Origin of the sequence: Enterobacter sp. S-33 (assembly GCF_028735835.1) — a bacterium.
In the GTDB taxonomy this organism is placed as follows: Bacteria; Pseudomonadota; Gammaproteobacteria; order Enterobacterales; family Enterobacteriaceae; genus Enterobacter; species Enterobacter vonholyi.
Window position 1 is genome coordinate 2,555,353 of record NZ_CP117838.1, and the last position, 17,959, is coordinate 2,573,311.

General features: G+C 49.3%; 15 protein-coding genes. 5 read left to right on the forward strand and 10 right to left on the reverse strand.

Annotated elements, in window-relative coordinates:
* Positions 1–45: 45 nt before the first annotated feature.
* From PUP35_RS12120 to PUP35_RS12150, 7 genes are read right to left on the reverse strand one after another with little or no spacing between them, the layout of a single operon-like run.
* Positions 46–588 (reverse strand): fimbrial protein, encoded by a 543-nt coding sequence (locus PUP35_RS12120; protein ID WP_274239734.1) that lies wholly within the window; start codon positions 586–588, stop codon positions 46–48.
* A gap of 11 nt (positions 589–599) precedes the next feature.
* Positions 600–1,124: a fimbrial protein gene (locus tag PUP35_RS12125; RefSeq protein ID WP_271368073.1), complete on the reverse strand. Its 525-nt coding sequence runs from the start codon at positions 1,122–1,124 to the stop codon at positions 600–602.
* On the reverse strand, positions 1,124–1,693 hold the full coding sequence (locus PUP35_RS12130) for a fimbrial protein (RefSeq protein ID WP_274239738.1): 570 nt from the start codon (positions 1,691–1,693) through the stop codon (positions 1,124–1,126). The genes PUP35_RS12125 and PUP35_RS12130 overlap by 1 nt, the downstream gene beginning before the upstream one ends.
* Before the next feature lie 4 nt (positions 1,694–1,697).
* Positions 1,698–2,450, reverse strand: a complete 753-nt coding sequence (locus PUP35_RS12135) for a fimbria/pilus periplasmic chaperone (RefSeq protein WP_271368232.1) — start codon at positions 2,448–2,450, stop codon at positions 1,698–1,700.
* Between the two features lie 26 nt (positions 2,451–2,476).
* Entirely contained in the window at positions 2,477–5,002 is a 2,526-nt protein-coding gene (locus PUP35_RS12140; protein WP_407719096.1) for an outer membrane usher protein, read from the reverse strand.
* A 13-nt stretch (positions 5,003–5,015) separates the two neighbouring features.
* On the reverse strand, positions 5,016–5,534 hold the full coding sequence (locus PUP35_RS12145) for a fimbrial protein (protein WP_274239744.1): 519 nt from the start codon (positions 5,532–5,534) through the stop codon (positions 5,016–5,018).
* 55 nt (positions 5,535–5,589) lie between these two features.
* Positions 5,590–6,129 carry a fimbrial protein gene (locus PUP35_RS12150; RefSeq protein WP_274239745.1) on the reverse strand — a complete coding sequence of 180 codons (540 nt, stop codon included), beginning with the start codon at positions 6,127–6,129 and terminating at the stop codon, positions 5,590–5,592.
* A gap of 410 nt (positions 6,130–6,539) precedes the next feature.
* Here PUP35_RS12150 and PUP35_RS12155 point away from each other — a divergent pair, with 410 nt between their 5' ends.
* Positions 6,540–7,277, forward strand: a complete 738-nt coding sequence (locus PUP35_RS12155) for a helix-turn-helix domain-containing protein (protein ID WP_274239746.1) — start codon at positions 6,540–6,542, stop codon at positions 7,275–7,277.
* 31 nt (positions 7,278–7,308) lie between these two features.
* Here the strand turns inward: PUP35_RS12155 and PUP35_RS12160 are convergent, their stop codons facing one another.
* Both PUP35_RS12160 and PUP35_RS12165 read right to left on the reverse strand, forming a co-directional pair.
* A complete protein-coding gene (locus tag PUP35_RS12160; protein WP_274239748.1) occupies positions 7,309–8,967 on the reverse strand; it encodes a PglL family O-oligosaccharyltransferase in 1,659 nt (552 codons plus the stop codon).
* Positions 8,968–9,228: 261 nt separating this feature from the next.
* A complete protein-coding gene (locus PUP35_RS12165; protein WP_127731285.1) occupies positions 9,229–9,759 on the reverse strand; it encodes a helix-turn-helix transcriptional regulator in 531 nt (176 codons plus the stop codon).
* 885 nt (positions 9,760–10,644) lie between these two features.
* On the opposite strand from PUP35_RS12165, the gene fabI reads away from it, so the two are divergent.
* From fabI to pdeR, 4 genes are all read left to right on the forward strand, one after another.
* Positions 10,645–11,433: an enoyl-ACP reductase FabI gene (fabI, locus tag PUP35_RS12170; RefSeq protein ID WP_003856831.1), complete on the forward strand. Its 789-nt coding sequence runs from the start codon at positions 10,645–10,647 to the stop codon at positions 11,431–11,433.
* Between the two features lie 153 nt (positions 11,434–11,586).
* On the forward strand, positions 11,587–12,573 hold the full coding sequence (locus PUP35_RS12175) for a CMD domain-containing protein (RefSeq protein ID WP_274239770.1): 987 nt from the start codon (positions 11,587–11,589) through the stop codon (positions 12,571–12,573).
* A gap of 88 nt (positions 12,574–12,661) precedes the next feature.
* Entirely contained in the window at positions 12,662–14,596 is a 1,935-nt protein-coding gene (locus PUP35_RS12180; RefSeq protein WP_274239772.1) for an exoribonuclease II, read from the forward strand.
* A 322-nt stretch (positions 14,597–14,918) separates the two neighbouring features.
* The gene (gene pdeR, locus PUP35_RS12185; RefSeq protein WP_115875422.1) at positions 14,919–16,910 is read left to right on the forward strand and encodes a cyclic di-GMP phosphodiesterase; all 1,992 of its coding nucleotides are present in this window, start codon (positions 14,919–14,921) and stop codon (positions 16,908–16,910) included.
* On the opposite strand, the gene PUP35_RS12190 is transcribed toward pdeR, so the two are convergent.
* Positions 16,907–17,776 carry a crotonase/enoyl-CoA hydratase family protein gene (locus PUP35_RS12190; RefSeq protein ID WP_274239774.1) on the reverse strand — a complete coding sequence of 290 codons (870 nt, stop codon included), beginning with the start codon at positions 17,774–17,776 and terminating at the stop codon, positions 16,907–16,909. The genes pdeR and PUP35_RS12190 overlap by 4 nt on opposite strands.
* Positions 17,777–17,959 lie beyond the last annotated feature (183 nt).

The following is a 17,959-nucleotide window of genomic DNA, read 5'->3' on the forward strand; positions in this document are numbered from 1 at the left end:
GAAACAACACAGACGCAAGTGAAAATAAAAGCAACTTAATACCCCTCATACGAACTCCATTATCAGTGTTGCACTGGCCGTAATAGGTGCACCACCAACCAGGCCGCTTCCGTCACCTATTTGTACCAATTCCACCTGCAGTCCTGGTTGTTGGGAAGCGTCCACCGGGAATGCAGCATCAATATCCTGCTCCACGCCATCCACCAGAAGCTTTATTCCTAATTCCTGCCCGGGATTCTTGGCATTAATACTTACGGGTAACAGTTTATGCCCCTGGTATTCCACTGTCCCTCCAGCCACCGATTTCAGGGTCATTTGAGCATCACCTACAATGTCACCAGAACAGGTCATCATGGATGACAAAGTTTTTTGATAGGATCCATCAATTTTGGAACTTCCGTTAACGGTCGTAATTTCCACATCACCAAAATCTACCGTCAGCGTCTCACCTTTGTTAAAAGTACAGGAGCCATTTGCTACCACTGTCCCAGTAATATTGATGTTTAGCTTTACAGGATCATTCGCCTTCGCAAAAAATGTAAATGCGAACAATACCGAAGCCACCATGATGTGTAGCCAAAATTTCATTGTATTGCCTCTCATGGATACGCTATTTCGAATGTGGCTGTCGCCGTAAAGGCCCCGGCAGTGATGCTGTGCGCGGCAATAGCGGCCGGCTCGGCCTGGACATATCCCTTCAGCGCGATGACATTGTTACCGCTCGTCAAACTGAATACGGGGCTTGGCTTATTCAGCGCCAGCTGCTGTGGGTCTGCGCTATTGGTTTCGATACCGATGGCGATACCCTGCGTATCACCCGCATCTGGCGTTAATAAACCCGGCAAGGCCACGCTCTCGCTCCCCTTAAAGGTGACAGTGGCACTGCTGCCCAATGTCGTATCACAGTTAACCAGCGTAATACTGAACGGTTCACCCGGCGTGCGGTTGCTGTTATAGAAAAAGGTGCTTACCAGGTTACCAAAATCAAGTTGAATATCTGATGATGCTTCAGATAGCGTGCAGGGCTCTGAAACCAGCGCACCACTGATTTTGACATTATTATCCCCGGCAAAGGCATGAGGTATGAAAATAAGAAAACCCAACAGCCATAAAAAACGCGTCATCAATCGTACTCCAGAGAAAAATTCACCACTGCCTTATAGGGCCCCAAAATCAACTGTTCAGGGGTTCTCTCAGGCGTGACGTAAAACACGAGGTCGCTACTACCCGGAGTGAGAAACTGTGGCTTACTGCGTTCCCCTAAATGAATGTCATTCTGCCTGGCATCTGTGATACGTAGACCAATGCCTCGAGCCCCGGTTACCTGCACCAGTTCAGGGTTATAGCTATCAGCAGGAGCCAAAAACGTTAAGGTGGCGATGGGTTGGATAGCATCCCAGGAGCGACTGCCGGTGCGTCTGTCCGTAATTGAGCCCTGCATTCTTACGCAATATTTGAGGTGGAGGACTACAGGTACAGATGCTCCACGGTTACCGACTTTTTTTAGCAGCGATGCAGACACAGTACTGAGTGAAATCTCCTGTGATGCTGACTGCATTTCTAGTATGCATGCCCCCTCAACCATCATTCCTCCAACAATAAAAGGAACATCCCCGCTCACACTCTTTTCACCAGCCAGCGTCGTGGAGCTTACGATCAGCAGCAGAGATAACGACATGCATACTTTTTTCATCTGTTTAGCCCGCATGCGCAGATGTAAGATTGCAACTACTGCCACTGCAGCTGAAGACCAGCTTCGGGCGTCCGCCGTAATCATTTATGTAGGTAATAACCGGGTTGTTTCCCAGATTGTGAGTATCACCTTCTAACCGGGCGCTACTTTTAGGGGCGACCAGCAACGGCTTCACGCTTTTAAGCGGCTCACCCTTCAGCGATGGGGCAACCTCAACCACGGAAATGTAATACGGAGTCGGATTATTCACCGTGTAACCTTCTCCCTGGCGCGTCAGCGTCATTTGCTCCTGCCAGGGTTTGCTGTTCTGCTCCACCGCCAGCGATGCCGGACGATAGAACAGCTTGATGCGGGTTTGCAGCGCAATCTGCAAGGTATTCGGTTTGTCCGTCTTCGGCGGGATTTCACGCAGGTTAAAGAAGAAAAGCGTTTCTTTATCCTGCGCTAACAGGTTCATTGCAGGCGTAATCTGAATTTTTATCTGGCTTTTGCTGTTAGGTTCAATACGCTGTACCGGCGGAAGTGCCACCAGTGGATCGCTTATCTTGTTACCCTGAGCATCCTCTACCCACGCTTGTGCCAGATACGGCAGCTCACGGTTTTGGTTAGTCACCCCCAGGCTCACCGATTTATCGCCACCATTAACGACCGCGCGGGTGCGATCCAGCGCAAGTGCAGCATTCGCCTGTTGCGCGATCAAGGTAGTGAATGCCAACGCAAGCAAACAACTATTACGTTTTAACGTATTGCGAATCATGACTCTTTTCTCTTCAACAAATAGGATTATTTGATGCTGTCTGCCGTAGTGCACGGCAACAGCAATTTTTGACTCTCCAGGTCCGGGGGCAGTACTGCCGGGAGGTTAATGTGACACTTTTCTGAACCATCCCAACTCACGCTCATCACCTCACCAGGCTTTATTCCCGTCAGCCAAACGATACCGTCTTCGCTGACCAGCCCGGTCTGTTCCTTATCCTTGTTAGTCACCATGGCGCCGAATGGCGGCACGCTATTATTCGTCAGGCGCAATATCGCCATAGCCTTTTGACCGGCAATAATGCCGAACTTGCGATAGCCGATCGCGCCTTCCGTCAGCGTGCCCTGCACCACTGAACGGCTGGCGTCCACATCATCACCCAGTTCATCCATATCGATATTCATGCTGTTTCGGTAATAGCTACTCACATCTCCGACCACTGCCTTACCAAAAGCATTGGTATGGGTGTTGTTCCCACCTGTTTTAACGGGCACGCCACTTACACCATCGGCGTCCACCATCATGCGCGTGCCACCTGCGACCGACATACGGTGCAGAGCCGCACCGCGCGCTGTTGCCGTCATGCCACCGCGTACTGATAATCCCATCGAACTGTACTTATTGCCCTGCTGCGTCGCTGTGGCCGTTACTTCAGCTGCATCACCATCATGCGTAAGATAGCCGCTCCCCCCTATAACCCCGTTTTGATCGGAGTTGAGGCTTATCTGGTACGAGTTATCCTTGTCGATGCGATCGCTGTAAGATAAGGAATGACTCGCCCCATCCTGGCTGATCTGATTGCCATAATTGAAATAGCCAGATTCGCCCCATGGAACAGACAGACTCATGTAAGCACCACGATCGTCGGTGTCATTATTCGTAGTGCGAAACGCAGATATACTCAGACTAAGATTTTTAAAACTAGCAATATCAAAATAGTGCGAAAGCGACACGTTATACGTTGTGCTAGAGGGATGATCCCAATAGGTTTGACGGCTGTAGTCCAAATAAATACTCATGTTCAACGGCTTTATTTGTTGGTTAAACGTCACCGTATACATTTCTTTGCCGCTGCCACCGTTGTCGTTATCGTGGTACCGCGCATCCAGGTAGTCCGTCATGCTCATAAAACCGCGCTCAGAGAAGCGATACCCGGCAAAGGTCACCTGGCTATCAGTGCTGTCAAATCGCTTGGAGTAGCTTACTTTGTACGACCCACCCTGCCGGGACTCCTGCTGCGGCAGACGAGCTCGAGATTCAGTTGCATCAATAGATATTGCCCCGAGAGCCAATAAATCTCGCCCGATCCCTATCGATATCGCGTTGTAGTCACCGGCAACCAGCGCGCCGCCATAAAGTGACCAACCGTTGTTGACCCCCCAGGAGAATTCTCCTGTACCGAATATCGGACCATCACTGTGATGATCAAAATCTGAAGGTTTCCCTGCTGCTAATTTGTATCGAACCATCCCAGGGCGAGTCAGATAGGGAATCGTCGACGTATTAATCTGATAGGTCTGTACAGAGCCATCCTGTTCAGTAATTTTGACGTCAAGCGTGCCGGACACAGCATTATTCAGATCCTGGATACGAAAAGGTCCGGCTGCCACCGTAGTTTCATTGAGCACACGCCCCTGTTGGCTGATCGTCACTTTGGCGTTTGTTTTCGCCAGCCCCGTAACCTCAGGAGCGTAGCCACGCAGGTTCGGCGGCAACATATTGTCGCTGGACACCAGGCTCACGCCGGTAAAACGGAAGCTGTCAAACATATCGGAGGTGAGGTAGTCTTCACCCAATGTCATTTTTGCCCGCATAGAGGGCACCGCCCGGTATAAGTAATAGCGGTTCCATTCAAAATTTTGCGTATTGCTTGCTACGTTCCCTGAATGTTTATCCATCTGACCTTGCCAGTCTGCGCGAAAACGCCATGCGCCAACGTTCATCCCAGTGGTTCCATTACCGCTGAGAGTCTTGCTTTCTTCAGTATTGCCACTTTCTTTCTGACGTATAGACTGGCCGTTCAAATTATAGTCAAACAGAATGCCTGCAACCCCTTCATCCCAGCGTGAAGGTGGGTCCCAGTTCTCGGCCACGTAATCAAGGTAGGCCTGAGGTAGGTTAATAAAAAGCGTATTGCTGGCCATGTCAGTCCGCATAACCATCCCCTGAAGTGAAGTCGGGTCGAGACATTCACCGTTATGCCACCAGGATAAGTTTTTACTTGCTGCCGTGGTTAGCCCAAACTGAGTAACAATGTCATTAGTCAGGCACGCTTCGCTTCCATTTTTATCATTGTCTGGAACCAAAAATGTGATTTGCTGTTCGGGCAATGAGCTTTTATTAATTTGAATTGATAATGCGTATGTGCCGGGCATAACGTAACCCGCTCGCGAGAACTGGCTTAAATCGATATGGCCACGATCCTGCACATCCAGAACGTCAGTATTAAACTGAATGGTTTTTTCTTCAGCATATGCGTATCTGGCAAATACGGTAATTAACACGCTGGCGATAATTGACCGACGAGATATCTGTATTTTATACACTAACATCACCTTAAATCAGTCAAAAATAATCAAGGTTCATGCGCACAACGGTGGCATAAAAGCCAGGATGCAGTATTTCCCCATTACCCGTTAATGTAAGGGTGTAGTCCAGGGTATTTATTTTAGCCATCGACTGATTAATATAAGATGGTTCACCCGGTTTAATACGCACCCCGTTTTCATCTTTAATACGTATGCCTACACCTTGCGTATTTCCCAGAACATGGAATGTTTCACGATCGTCATTGGGACCATTAAAAGTTATGTAAAAACGGTGATCATCTAATTGTGTTGAGCATCCCACCAGATGAATTCTGAGCAACGTGTTTCCGGCTTCACCATTCTGCATTAATTGGCCTACAGACACGGTTTTCATCACGATTATCTGTTTCGTCGATGCCATATCTATTGAGCAAGAGCTCTCATAAATACTGCCTGACACGCTAACACGCCCGAGTTCGGAAGCGTGACATACGAAAGAAAACAAAAAAAGCACACCAACAGCAAAGCACTGGCGAAGAACTACGGCTGTCAACATAGGCCCTCACAATTCCATGAATAGATGTCTACCCTTTCGGGTAGACAGTATTTACTTACTCGTAGGTCATCATGAAGTTAGCGATAGCGCCAAAGTTTCCTGGGACGACGGCGTCAGAAGCAGTTGACCCCTGTACGTAGGCCAGGAATTGCAGATCATTGTCACCATCATTCATGGCTGCGAGAGCTGATTTGGTACTCGGCTTAATCACTTTGCCACCCATATCGGCAATCACTACACCCACACCAGCTGCCTGACCGGTAACAGCAAAAGCACCGTCCAGACCATCAGTTTTATCCCCAGCCAGGCCGTTGAAAGTGATGGACGCTTTATTCGCCGTTGCGGAATCACAGTCATGAAGTTGGATATCAAAGCTTACCGGCGTAGATTTACCACCTTCAGAGAGCTGATTTTTAGAAATTGCACCCAGCTGAATTGTCTGATCGAGGCTTTTTGCATCGATAGAACATGGCGCATCAATAACAGAACCAAGGAATGTAATTTTACCGTGTCCCTGATCGGTTGACGCCGCATGAGCACCTGCGGCCATTAAGGAAGAGAGTGCCATTGCCAGCAGTATTTTTTTTGCGTTCATTACATAAATCCTGTTTTAAAATTTATATTTTCCAATTATGATGAGTATCAAGTTGAACAAATTCACATTAACAACACGTCTAGATAAACTTCACAACATTGATACTGATACCTTCAAATGACTAACGTCATCAGACGGAAATCATTCTATAAAAAAGCGTGGATTGTCTGAAGAAGATAAAGCGTACACTTTTGGAATCGTTGTTGTTGGATTGTTAAAAATAAACAATTAAAATATCATTGTTGACGTCCGTTTATATTCAGCCATAATTCCCCCCCTAAAAAAGTACCATCTTGCAGCAAACCCTCGGCCTTCAGCGTTGTCATGAATGCCTGAGCCATTTGCTGCTATCATAAGTACTGATTCTTACTGCTATCGTTAGTACTGCTTCGATACCGAAGGGTGACACAATGTCAACGAAACCAAAATCAATAAATGAGCATACAAAAACCATCGCAACAGAAGGGAGCATATCACCGGTGATTTCGCCTGATGCCCTCCCCTTACAAAGTTATATGGCATTAGATGCGATCACATTTCCAGGCGGGGCATTACGCAAAATTCATGATGCATTACTGCCGTTTTCAACACCTTATGAATCAACATCCAACCGGACCAGGATTAAGTCGCAAAAAACTACGAACACACTTTGGCTCGTGAGCAATGGTTCTGTATCCATTCACAGATCCTATGATGACCTGAAAGTATCAGTAACAGCAGGCCCCATTGTTGCAGGCCTTGGAGACTTATTTGAACCCCTTGGCCGTTACTACTTTCGAGCTTCGCGGAGTTCGAAGGTTTCATGCATGCCAAGTGAATATGCCAAATCAATTATTACCGAGCAGCAACTCTGGCAGGATGTCGCAGAAGTACTCGCCTTTACAGTTCATATGATGGTCTACCGGGACGAACATTTGGTGAGTAAAACTTCTTACTCCATAATTCGAGCCAAACTGCTTGAGTACATGAAAAAACAAGAGGTAAGTGATTTAAGTCGAACCGGTATTGTGGCCTATATTCAGGAAACGACGCACCTGTCGCGCAGTTTGATTTATAACATCATTTCGCAACTGGCTGAGGGTGGATACATCAAGACCAGAAACGGTAAACTCGTCGAAATCACAAAGCAACTCCCCAAAAGTTTCTAACAAAAGAAGGGCCACAATGGCCCTTCATGATTCAATTTACTTTATGAGCACTCTCGACTGACTGGTAGTAATCGTACCATTGCTGCTGCAACCATGTTGTTGTTGCTTGTTGAGGATACACTTTATTTATCTGCACCATATTTTTAAACACTCTTAAATCATTCCTGTGCATAAGATACTTTTTACCCCATTCAACGTAACTTATTAATAATTCAGGTTGATGCGTCTGATAGTATTTGAGTAGCATGGATGTATGCGAGTCGTATTGCCAGCGGTCCCATTGAGCCCATGGATTCAATACGTTAGATGCTGCTGTAAAATCCTGCATTTTGTTACGCTCAAATTCCGTAAGCGCCATGCCCGTACGAAACCCAGTTAGCATAAAGAGGACACCCATAACGCCAACTAATAGCAATGCTATTCCATATCGATTACTATTTTTCTTCCGTTTGCTACATTTTTCTGATGTTACCAGACGGCAAATCAGCAATAAAAGCATCCAGTGCGGTGTAGAAAGCAGTAATGGATACTCGACCATCATATGAAACGTTATCGGTAAAGCTAACCCCCACAGCGCAATTCGTGATGGCGAGTTTCTGCGTAAAAGATAGAAATAGCCCACAATTATAAAAACCATCCCTGTAATAGCCAGCACCCCACCCTCTGCCCATTCAAATAAAAATTCATTGTGGGCATTATCGACTCCGTCAAAAAGATAATCAAAATGGTGGAGTGCGAACCTCGAAAGATGAAACTCATAACCTCCATACCCCCAGCCACTCAAAGGATGCCGCTGAATCATCGATAAGGTTATAGTAATTATTCTCCACCGTTCAGCGTTCGACCCCATTTTGTCAACCGAGCCAACAAACCGTAAAAAGTGCTCAGCGAACCCTAAATTCTTTAATATATGAATGGTTAATAACGTCCCTATCACTAACATGATATAGACAATAAAGACACCTTTTACCTTTGGGCGATGACGGGCTAGCAAAATCAAGGCTAAATAAAGAATGATGCCATACATTCCAGCTCTGGATTGTAAGATCTCTAAAATTGCCGTAAAAACAACCGTTGCGAACAGAAGTAAAAAGCAAGACCGCTTTGTTTTTGCCTGAAACAATAGCCACAAGGTACACGCATAACCCGTGGCAACAAAACTCGCCAACACATTAACTTGTTGAAAGATACCGTAAGGCCGTGTACCCGGTATGAACTCCATGAAATTATCTGGTGAGGCGATCAGTAACTGCCAAAAACCAAGATACGCCTGAATCAGTGCACTTATGACAAATACGATAATCAATCGGATTTTCATCGAGAATCGGATTGGAATTTGCAGTAGCGCCAGGTAAAAAAGCACACCACCCCAGAGACCAGCAAATCTCGGCAACGCGAATATCATCACATCTTTATCACTCCACAATAATGGAAGCGACATTAAACACGCACCGATAATGAAAAAGGCTAAAGCCTCATTTGTCTTTATTTTTTTACGCAACAATATGCAATAACCAGATGCCAGAATTATAAATAACATCACTCCCCAGCAAATTATATTATGCGGTAATCTGAGCCCATCTCCGCCCATGTTAGGAACATAAACTAACAGCGCTGCAAGGAAATATACAGCCAGAATAAAAAATAGAAAAAATGATGGATTAATATATTGACGATAAAAGGGCTTCATTTAGCATGGCCAAATTTTTATTAAACTGTTTTTATATTTTACACTTGCACCCAGCACTCTTACATCTACTATATCGTCCAAAAATGGAAAATATACCTATGGATATTGTTTTGTAAAATAAAAAAATGCCAGACGCAGAGTGCTCCGCGAATTTTGTTCTGCCCCGTTCGCAAGTACCCCCTTTCAGCGCCATTTTGAGCCGGCGGTACCCGGCCAGTGCTCAATGACCTCGATTAGCTTGCGAACTGCATTTTTATAGGTTTAACGACCAGGATTATTACTAAACTCTCGGTCCAGGAAAAGCAGAAACTCCTTTCCCGAGCGCAGGTTAAGTTTTGCAGCTGCACTCGCCGTTTGATGATACACCGTTTTTTCACTTAAACCGATTCTACGCGCTATGTTTTTAATCGAGTTTCTCGAGCTGTAGTATTGAGCAAACAAGCGCTCGCCATCAGTCAGTGCAACCAGTCTTCTACACTCGTGAATACGTTCCAGCACGGTTTTCAGGCTATACCCAGTATACATTTGATTTTTCAACACCGTGAGAGGTGAATCAAGTGAAATGACATTTAAGGGAAATAGTATCTTTGAACCAATATCATCACCTCCCAGCAGAATAACTCGGCGAAAAGATACTAAATCCCTGGTATATATTTCGTATAAAATATCTATAAGTGCACTGAAAGATTCAGTATCAATCACGCAGGTATTTTCTTTTAAATCAAGCTCATCGTAAATAGAATGGAGCGCAAGCCGCAGGAAATTATTTTTCGTAAGTACAACCAATGACATAAAGCCTCTCAACACCCGACCAGCACAAAAAAACTTCGGAAACTTGTAAAAGTAAGCGATTCAAAATAAAAAAGAGCCCTTTCATTTATAAAAAATCTTTGCGCCGCGCAACATATCAGGTATAAGAATTTATTCTTTACGCTGTTTTTACCGCCAGGTTTCCTCATAGACCCGCCGAGAATATACGTACATAAACGTTAATAACAGGGCGAAATTTGTTTATAAATAGACATTATGTTATTCGCCGACTCAACATCAAAACAAATAGTTAACAAATGCAGGGCGATGTTCCGCAACACAGGCTAACTTTCGAAGAAAGTCTCGATCGTAGAAGCTGCTACGTAAATGAAGAGCTGGGTTGGCTTGAGTCTGGATCCAGGTTTCACGAACGGTCAACGAGTGAGCGATATTAATTCGATGGGATTCTATAAAGGATGGTCTGCTTTTCGTGAAACACACCAGTAATGGTCACTCTTCCCCTCTGGTTGGATGAGGCGAATCAAAGGCTCAATGATATACTGGACGGATGCTGGAAAATATCAAAGGTGCTTACAGCCTTTCTCACTCTCGCAGGCGAGGTTTCCGGCAGTGAATGTTACGACTCACTTTGCCACTGCGCGCAAAGCTACAGGGCTGGTCCGGGAAATGCCTCACCGTCCTTTCAGGAGCTTCGCGTTAGTCTGCCCGGCCAGATGCGAAACAACCTGATTGAGTTCGCCCGGCACCATCTGAGGCATATCTCTCGCGAGAAGTGCGAGAAATATCGTGACACAAGGGGCTGTGAGTGGGCTATAATTTCGAGCTAATTTCGAATGATTTTGAAATACTGCCTGTAACGCTATGAATTACAAGGCAAAATAAGCAATGAATATAAGGATTAAAGCTATGGGTTTTCTTTCCGGTAAGCGCATTCTGGTGACTGGCGTTGCCAGCAAACTGTCCATCGCATACGGCATCGCACAGGCAATGCATCGCGAAGGCGCTGAGCTGGCGTTCACCTATCAGAACGACAAGCTGAAAGGCCGTGTTGAAGAGTTTGCCGCGCAGCTGGGTTCCAGCATCGTTCTGGAATGCGACGTTGCACAAGACGAAAGCATCGACGGGATGTTTGCTGAACTGGCAAAAGCATGGCCGAAATTCGACGGTTTCGTTCACTCCATCGGCTTCGCTCCTGGCGACCAGCTGGACGGCGACTACGTAAACGCGGTTACCCGTGATGGCTTTAAAATCGCTCACGACATCAGCTCCTACAGCTTCGTTGCGATGGCAAAATCCTGCCGCGCGATGCTGAACCCGGGCGCAGCTCTGCTGACCCTGTCCTACCTTGGCGCTGAACGTGCTATCCCTAACTACAACGTTATGGGCCTGGCGAAAGCCTCTCTGGAAGCCAACGTACGCTACATGGCGAACGCAATGGGTCCTGAAGGCGTGCGCGTTAACGCCATCTCTGCAGGTCCTATCCGCACCCTGGCAGCTTCCGGTATTAAAGATTTCCGTAAAATGCTGGCTCACTGCGAAGCGGTTACCCCGATTCGTCGTACCGTTACCATTGAAGATGTGGGTAACTCTGCAGCATTCCTGTGCTCTGACCTTTCCGCGGGTATTTCCGGCGAAGTGGTTCACGTTGACGGCGGCTTCAACATCGCTGCAATGAACGAGCTGGAAATTAAATAAGCTGTGACTCTCTTCCCGCACGGGAAGAGAGGTTTCCCCCCGCCCTATCCCTTCGTTATTCCGTTCTGCTATTTGTTATCACCTAACAATATTTTTCCCTTTATCTGCCTTACGCCAGGATATTGATCGCCATTTTGAGATCAAGGAACGCACATGGAACAACGCCGTTTTTCCGGCAAAGGCCACTGGTATCACGAGACCCAGTCAAACCACGCGCAGACTGATGTTCTGCCCCTGGTGCCCGAAGCCGCTAACGTCGACGATCGTTTTTTGCTCGATTTAGCCTTGCCTGATGAGATTGTCGCCGCCTGTTCTGGCTGGCTTGCTCCTGCCAGAGCCTTATGCCACCAGCTGTTTCCGCTCTCGATTCCCGTGAACCGCCTGCATACGCTCAGCGCCTACGATCGGCTCAGTACCGCGCTAACCGTCGCACAGGCCTGCGGCGTTCAGCGGCTCTGTAACCACTATGCCGCCCTCCTCGCCCCGCTTCCCGGCCCGGACTCCTCGCGCGAAAGCAACCGACGTCTGGCGCAAATTACGCAGTATGCCCGCCAGCTTTCCAGCTCTCCTGATGTGATCGATGATAAAGCCCGCAACCAGCTTGACGAGGTGGGCCTGTCCACGTACGACATCGTGGTAATTAACCAGATTATCGGCTTTATCGGTTTTCAGGCGCGCGTGGTCGCAATTTTTCAGGCCCTGCTGGGACATCCTGTTCGCTGGTTGCCGGGACATCATATTCAGCCGCACACGCTCCCCGCGAGCCACGATGCGTGGACGCCGCTTTTACCTGTCGTTGAGCTGCGCTATGCGAATGCGCATCAGCTTGAGTCCTTGTCCCGCTGGCAGGCTGAACCCGCGCTTGAGGCGTTGACGCCGGTTCTTTGTCATGAGCCGACGCTGCTCGACCTGACCGGCGAAATCCTGTTAAACACTCGCGAAGAGATCACGATGACGTCTCCCGCACTTTCAGCGGCGCTCGAACTGCTGACACGCTCTCCGGACCGCTTCAGCGCCGCGCAGTTTACCCCGATCACGGATCAAGGGCTCACGGGCGAACAAGCCATCACGCTGCTTACCCGGAGTGCGTTTGATGGCTGGCTTAATCGTCTGAAAGTCGCGTTTGGTAAAGAGGAATAACCACACTCATTACCCAAAGACCGCTTGCTGAGACAGTGAGAATCGCGTAAAACTGTCAGCCGCTCAATGGCTACGAAAATAGAACATTATGTTTCAGGACAACCCGCTGCTAGCGCAGCTTAAACAGCAACTGCATTCCCAGACGCCGCGTGCAGAAGGGGTCGTAAAAGCCACGGAAAAGGGCTTTGGCTTCCTTGAGGTTGACGCGCAGAAAAGCTACTTCATTCCGCCTCCGCAGATGAAGAAAGTGATGCATGGCGATCGCGTCATGGCCGTCATTCATACCGAGAAGGACCGCGAGTCTGCCGAGCCGGAAGAACTGATCGAACCGTTCCTGACCCGTTTTGTGGGTAAGGTACAGAGAAAAGACGATCGTCTTTCTATCGTGCCGGATCATCCCCTGCTGAAAGAGGCTATTCCCTGCCGCGCCGCCCGTGGCGTTGAGCATGATTTTAAAGAAGGTGACTGGGCCGTAGCAGAAATGCGCCGTCATCCTCTGAAAGGCGATCGCGGTTTTTATTCTGAATTGACCCAGTTCATTACCTTTGGCGCCGACCATTTCGTGCCATGGTGGGTCACGCTGGCACGCCATAATCTTGAAAAAGAAGCGCCGAACGGCGTAGCGACCGAGATGCAGGATGAGGGTCTGACCCGTCGCGATCTCACCGCGCTGGAGTTTGTCACCATCGACAGCGCCAGCACAGAAGATATGGATGACGCGCTGTACGCTGAAGAGAGCGCCGACGGCAAACTGCATCTGACCGTTGCCATTGCCGATCCCACCGCATGGATTGCCGAGGGCAGCAAGCTGGATGACGCGGCGAAAATCCGTGCCTTCACCAACTACCTGCCGGGCTTCAATATTCCGATGCTGCCGCGCGAATTGTCAGACGATCTCTGCTCGCTGCGTCCAAATGAAGTGCGCCCGGTCCTTGCCTGCCGCATGACTATCGCCGCAGATGGCGCGATTGAAGACGATATCGAGTTCTTCGCCGCCACTATCGAGTCGAAAGCCAAGCTGGCCTACGATAACGTCTCCGACTGGCTGGAAAATACCGGTAGCTGGAAACCTGAATCAGACGCCATTGCCGGGCAGATCCTTCTGCTGCATCGCATCTGCCTGAACCGCGGCGAGTGGCGTAAAACCCACGCGCTGGTGTTCAAAGACCGCCCGGATTATCGCTTTGTTCTGGGCGAGAAAGGCGAAGTGCTGGACATCGTGGCCGAACCGCGACGCATTGCAAACCGCATCGTTGAAGAGGCGATGATTTCCGCCAACATCTGTGCCGCACGCGTGCTGCGCGACAAACTGGGCTTTGGCATTTACAACGTTCACACCGGGTTTGACCCGGCGAATACCGAAGCGCTGGCGGCCCTGCTGAAGAATCACGATGTGCACGTTGATCCGGAAGAAGTGCTGACGCTGCCGGGCTTCTGCAAGCTTCGCCGCGAACTGGACGCGCAACCGTCAGGCTTCCTGGACAGCCGCATTCGTCGCTTCCAGTCCTTCGCTGAAATCAGCACCGAGCCTGGGCCGCACTTTGGTCTTGGCCTCGAAGCTTACGCCACCTGGACATCGCCGATCCGTAAGTATGGCGATATGGTTAACCACCGTCTGCTGAAAGCAATTATCAAAGGTGAAACCATTGCCCGTCCTCAGGAGGACACCACGCAGCAAATGGCCGATCGTCGCCGTCTGAACCGCATGGCGGAACGTGACGTTGGGGACTGGCTGTACGCACGCTTCCTGCAGGATAAAGCCGGTACGGATACCCGTTTCGCCGCAGAGATCATCGATATCAGTCGCGGGGGCATGCGCGTCCGCCTGGTCGATAACGGTGCTGTCGCGTTTATTCCTGCGCCGTTCCTGCATGCGGTTCGCGACGAAATGGTCTGTAGTCAGGAAAACGGTACCGTGCAAATCAAAGGTGAAACAGTTTACAAAGTCACCGACGTGATTGACGTTAATATCGCCGAAGTCCGCATGGAAACCCGCAGTATTATCGCGCGTCCTGTCGCCTGATAACCGCTTCAATTGTCGGTCTTTTCGTTTCGGAAGGGCCGACAATTTTTATTTTTATCCCCGCCACAAAATCATTATTTTTCCTTACTATTTTCAGTATCCCTTCGCCCAAAACCGCCAGAATTATCTACAGTAAAAGAGTGTTGTTATATTCGGTTGCGTGAATTTTTATACGCTCAGTATCCTTTTTAACCTGACTCGTTTTATTATAAGAAAGCAGGGAAAAACAACAGCTTCACTTCGGTTTTGCCGCTGTTTCTCAACGGAAAAGTCGACAACAAATGAATAATTTGTGCGCTAATGAACAGCTGCGGGAGAAAACATGATGGACGATCTGGAGCAGAATTTGCTGTTTCGCTACATGGGGACCCACAGCCCGTGGTGGCGCTTGTCAGCTGACAGCAACGCTCTGCACCTTTCCACCAGCGAAAATGCCGATGTCACTCAGGTCGTGGCGCTGGACGATGAACAGGCCGATCTCATCCGTCATTTAACCGTTATTACCTCCAGCATTTCCATGTCGCTCTCCCTGTACGGAGAAGATGTCCCGGTGCATCTTGTGGGCCGCAAAATTACCCGTAACGAGTGGGCCGGAACCGCTTCCGCCTGGAACGATACGCCCTCCGTGGCGCGCGATCTGGCTCAAGGGCTCTCTTTTGCGGAACAGGTTGTCTCTGAGGCCAACTCCGTGATTGTTATTCTCGATCGGCACGGCAACATCCAGCGTTTTAACCGGCTTAGCGAAGAGTATACCGGCCTGAAAGAGCAGGAAGTGATTGGCCAGAACGTGTTTAAGCTGTTTATGAGCCGCAGCGAAGCGGCCGCTTCAAAGCGCAATATTACCGGTTTTTTTCGCAACGGCAGCTCCTACGAAGTCGAACGCTGGATCAAAACGCGTAAAGGGCAGCGGCTGTTTCTGTTCAGAAACAAATTCGTTCACAGCGGCAGCGGTAAAAATGAAATTTTCCTTATCTGTTCCGGGACCGATATTACCGAGGAGCGCCGCGCTCAGGAGCGGCTGCGCGTGCTGGCCAATACCGATACCATCACCGGCTTGCCAAACCGCAATGCGATCCACGATCTGATTTCTGACGCCATCGCCAACCGCGGCGACACACAGGTAGGCGTGGTGTATCTCGATCTGGATAACTTTAAAAAGGTCAACGACGCTTACGGGCATATGTTTGGCGATCAGCTGTTACAGGCTGTCGCCCTCGCCATTTTGAGCTGTCTGGATGAGGAACAGGTGCTGGCGCGACTGGGCGGTGATGAGTTTATCGTCATGGCCACCAATACCTCACAGGGCTCTCTGGAGGCGATGGCGTCGCGCATTTTAACCCGTCTGCGCCAGCCGTTCCGAATCGGTCTGATTGAGATTTATACCGGCTGCTCTCTGGGTATCGCCCTCGCCCCACAGCATGGTAGCGACCGGGAAAGCGTCATTCGTAACGCCGATACCGCCATGTACACCGCCAAAGAGAATGGCCGGGGCAAATTCTGCGTCTTCTCGCCCGAGATGAACCAGCGCGTATTTGAGTATCTCTGGCTGGATACCAACCTGCGTAAAGCACTGGATAACGATCAGCTTCTAATCCACTATCAGCCCAAAATAACCTGGCGTGGGGAAGTCAGAAGTCTTGAAGCACTGGTCCGCTGGCAATCACCAGAACGCGGTCTGATCCCGCCGCTGGAGTTTATCTCTTATGCCGAGGAGTCGGGGCTGATTGTGCCGCTGGGGCGCTGGGTGATGCTCGATGTGGTTCGCCAGGTGGCAAAATGGCGCGATAAGGGAATTAACCTGCGCGTGGCGGTGAACGTCTCTGCACGACAGCTGGCCGACCAGACTATCTTCAGCGACTTAAAGCAGGCGCTGAAGGATCTAAATTTTGAATACTGCCCGGTCGACGTCGAGTTGACCGAAAGCTGTCTTATCGAGAACGAAGAGCTGGCGCTCTCCGTGATCCAGCAGTTCAGCAGACTCGGGGCGCAAATTCATCTGGATGATTTTGGCACCGGCTACTCTTCTCTTTCGCAGCTCGCCCGCTTCCCTATCGACGCCATTAAACTCGATCAATCCTTTGTCAGGGACATTCATAAGCAGTCTATTTCCCAGTCACTGGTGCGCGCTATTGTCGCGGTGGCGCAGGCGTTAAATCTGCAGGTAATTGCCGAAGGTGTGGAAAATGCAAAAGAAGACGCCTTTCTGACCAAGAACGGCGTCAACGAGCGGCAGGGTTTTCTGTTTGCTAAGCCGATGCCCGCTGCCGCATTCGAGCGGTGGCTAAAACGATATCAAGCGCGAAATCAACGTTAACTGGCTTTACGCAGGCCCGCCGCGTGATGGCGGTTTTGCAGCGTGACCAGGCGCTCCATGTAGGCGATATCTTTCTGCTCCAGGCAGAAAGCAGCATCCACCCAGTCTTCCGTGATATCCATCAGTTCACTGCGGGGCAATTGCAGAACGCGGGTACGGGCGCGCAGCATCGCCCTTACGCCGTTCAGTTTTGGCCGCAACGTATCGATGAAGGTTCGGGTGGAGACATAGCTTTGTCCGGGTTCAAACAGGACATCCACCAGCCCATGCTGTTCGTACCATTCAGCCGTATGGGATTCCCCTTTGTAGATGAGTTCTTCCGCCAGCTTCATGCCCGAACGGCGTGCGACCAGGGAATATCCTCCCATACCCGGAAACAGGTTGAAGGCTATCTCCGGGAAACCTAAACGGGCATCGCGCTGAGCCAGGACGAAATGGTGCGCCAGAGCGGCCTCAAAACCACCTCCTAACGCACTGCCCTCGACCATTGCCAGAGTGATGGCTCCCGTATCAAACCCTCGTGAGGCCGCATGGACGCAATCAACGCAGGCGCGCGCGTACGCCCGCAACGCTTCCCGACGTCCGTTCTGAATGCACTCGACGAAGAACTGTAAGTCACCGCCCACATTGTACATCTCCGGAACCAGCGATCCGGTTACCCAAAAATCAACCGCAAAGCCAGACTGGCGAACCAGCCATGAAAAGTTCATGATCTCCTCAATTAACGCATGGTTAAAGCAAGGTCGCGGCTGAGCCCGCAGCATCATCCAGACGGTGTGACGCTCCGCCTCGTAATAACCCGACAGCTGCGTGAACCGTTCAGTGTCGGTAAACAGTGTACAGGTAGGCTGATTGATAACTGTCATAGTCTAATTCCTCTTATAAAAAAGCGCCTTGCGCGCAGTTTTAGACTAATCCACTCATTAAGCCTGCTGCATGAGGGGGAATAAATTTATCACTTACGTTTATGTAATTTAGTTATTGCATTTTTTCCCTTCTCTTTTGACCCTAATTTCTGCATCATTGAAAATATTAACTTTTCGCGCCTG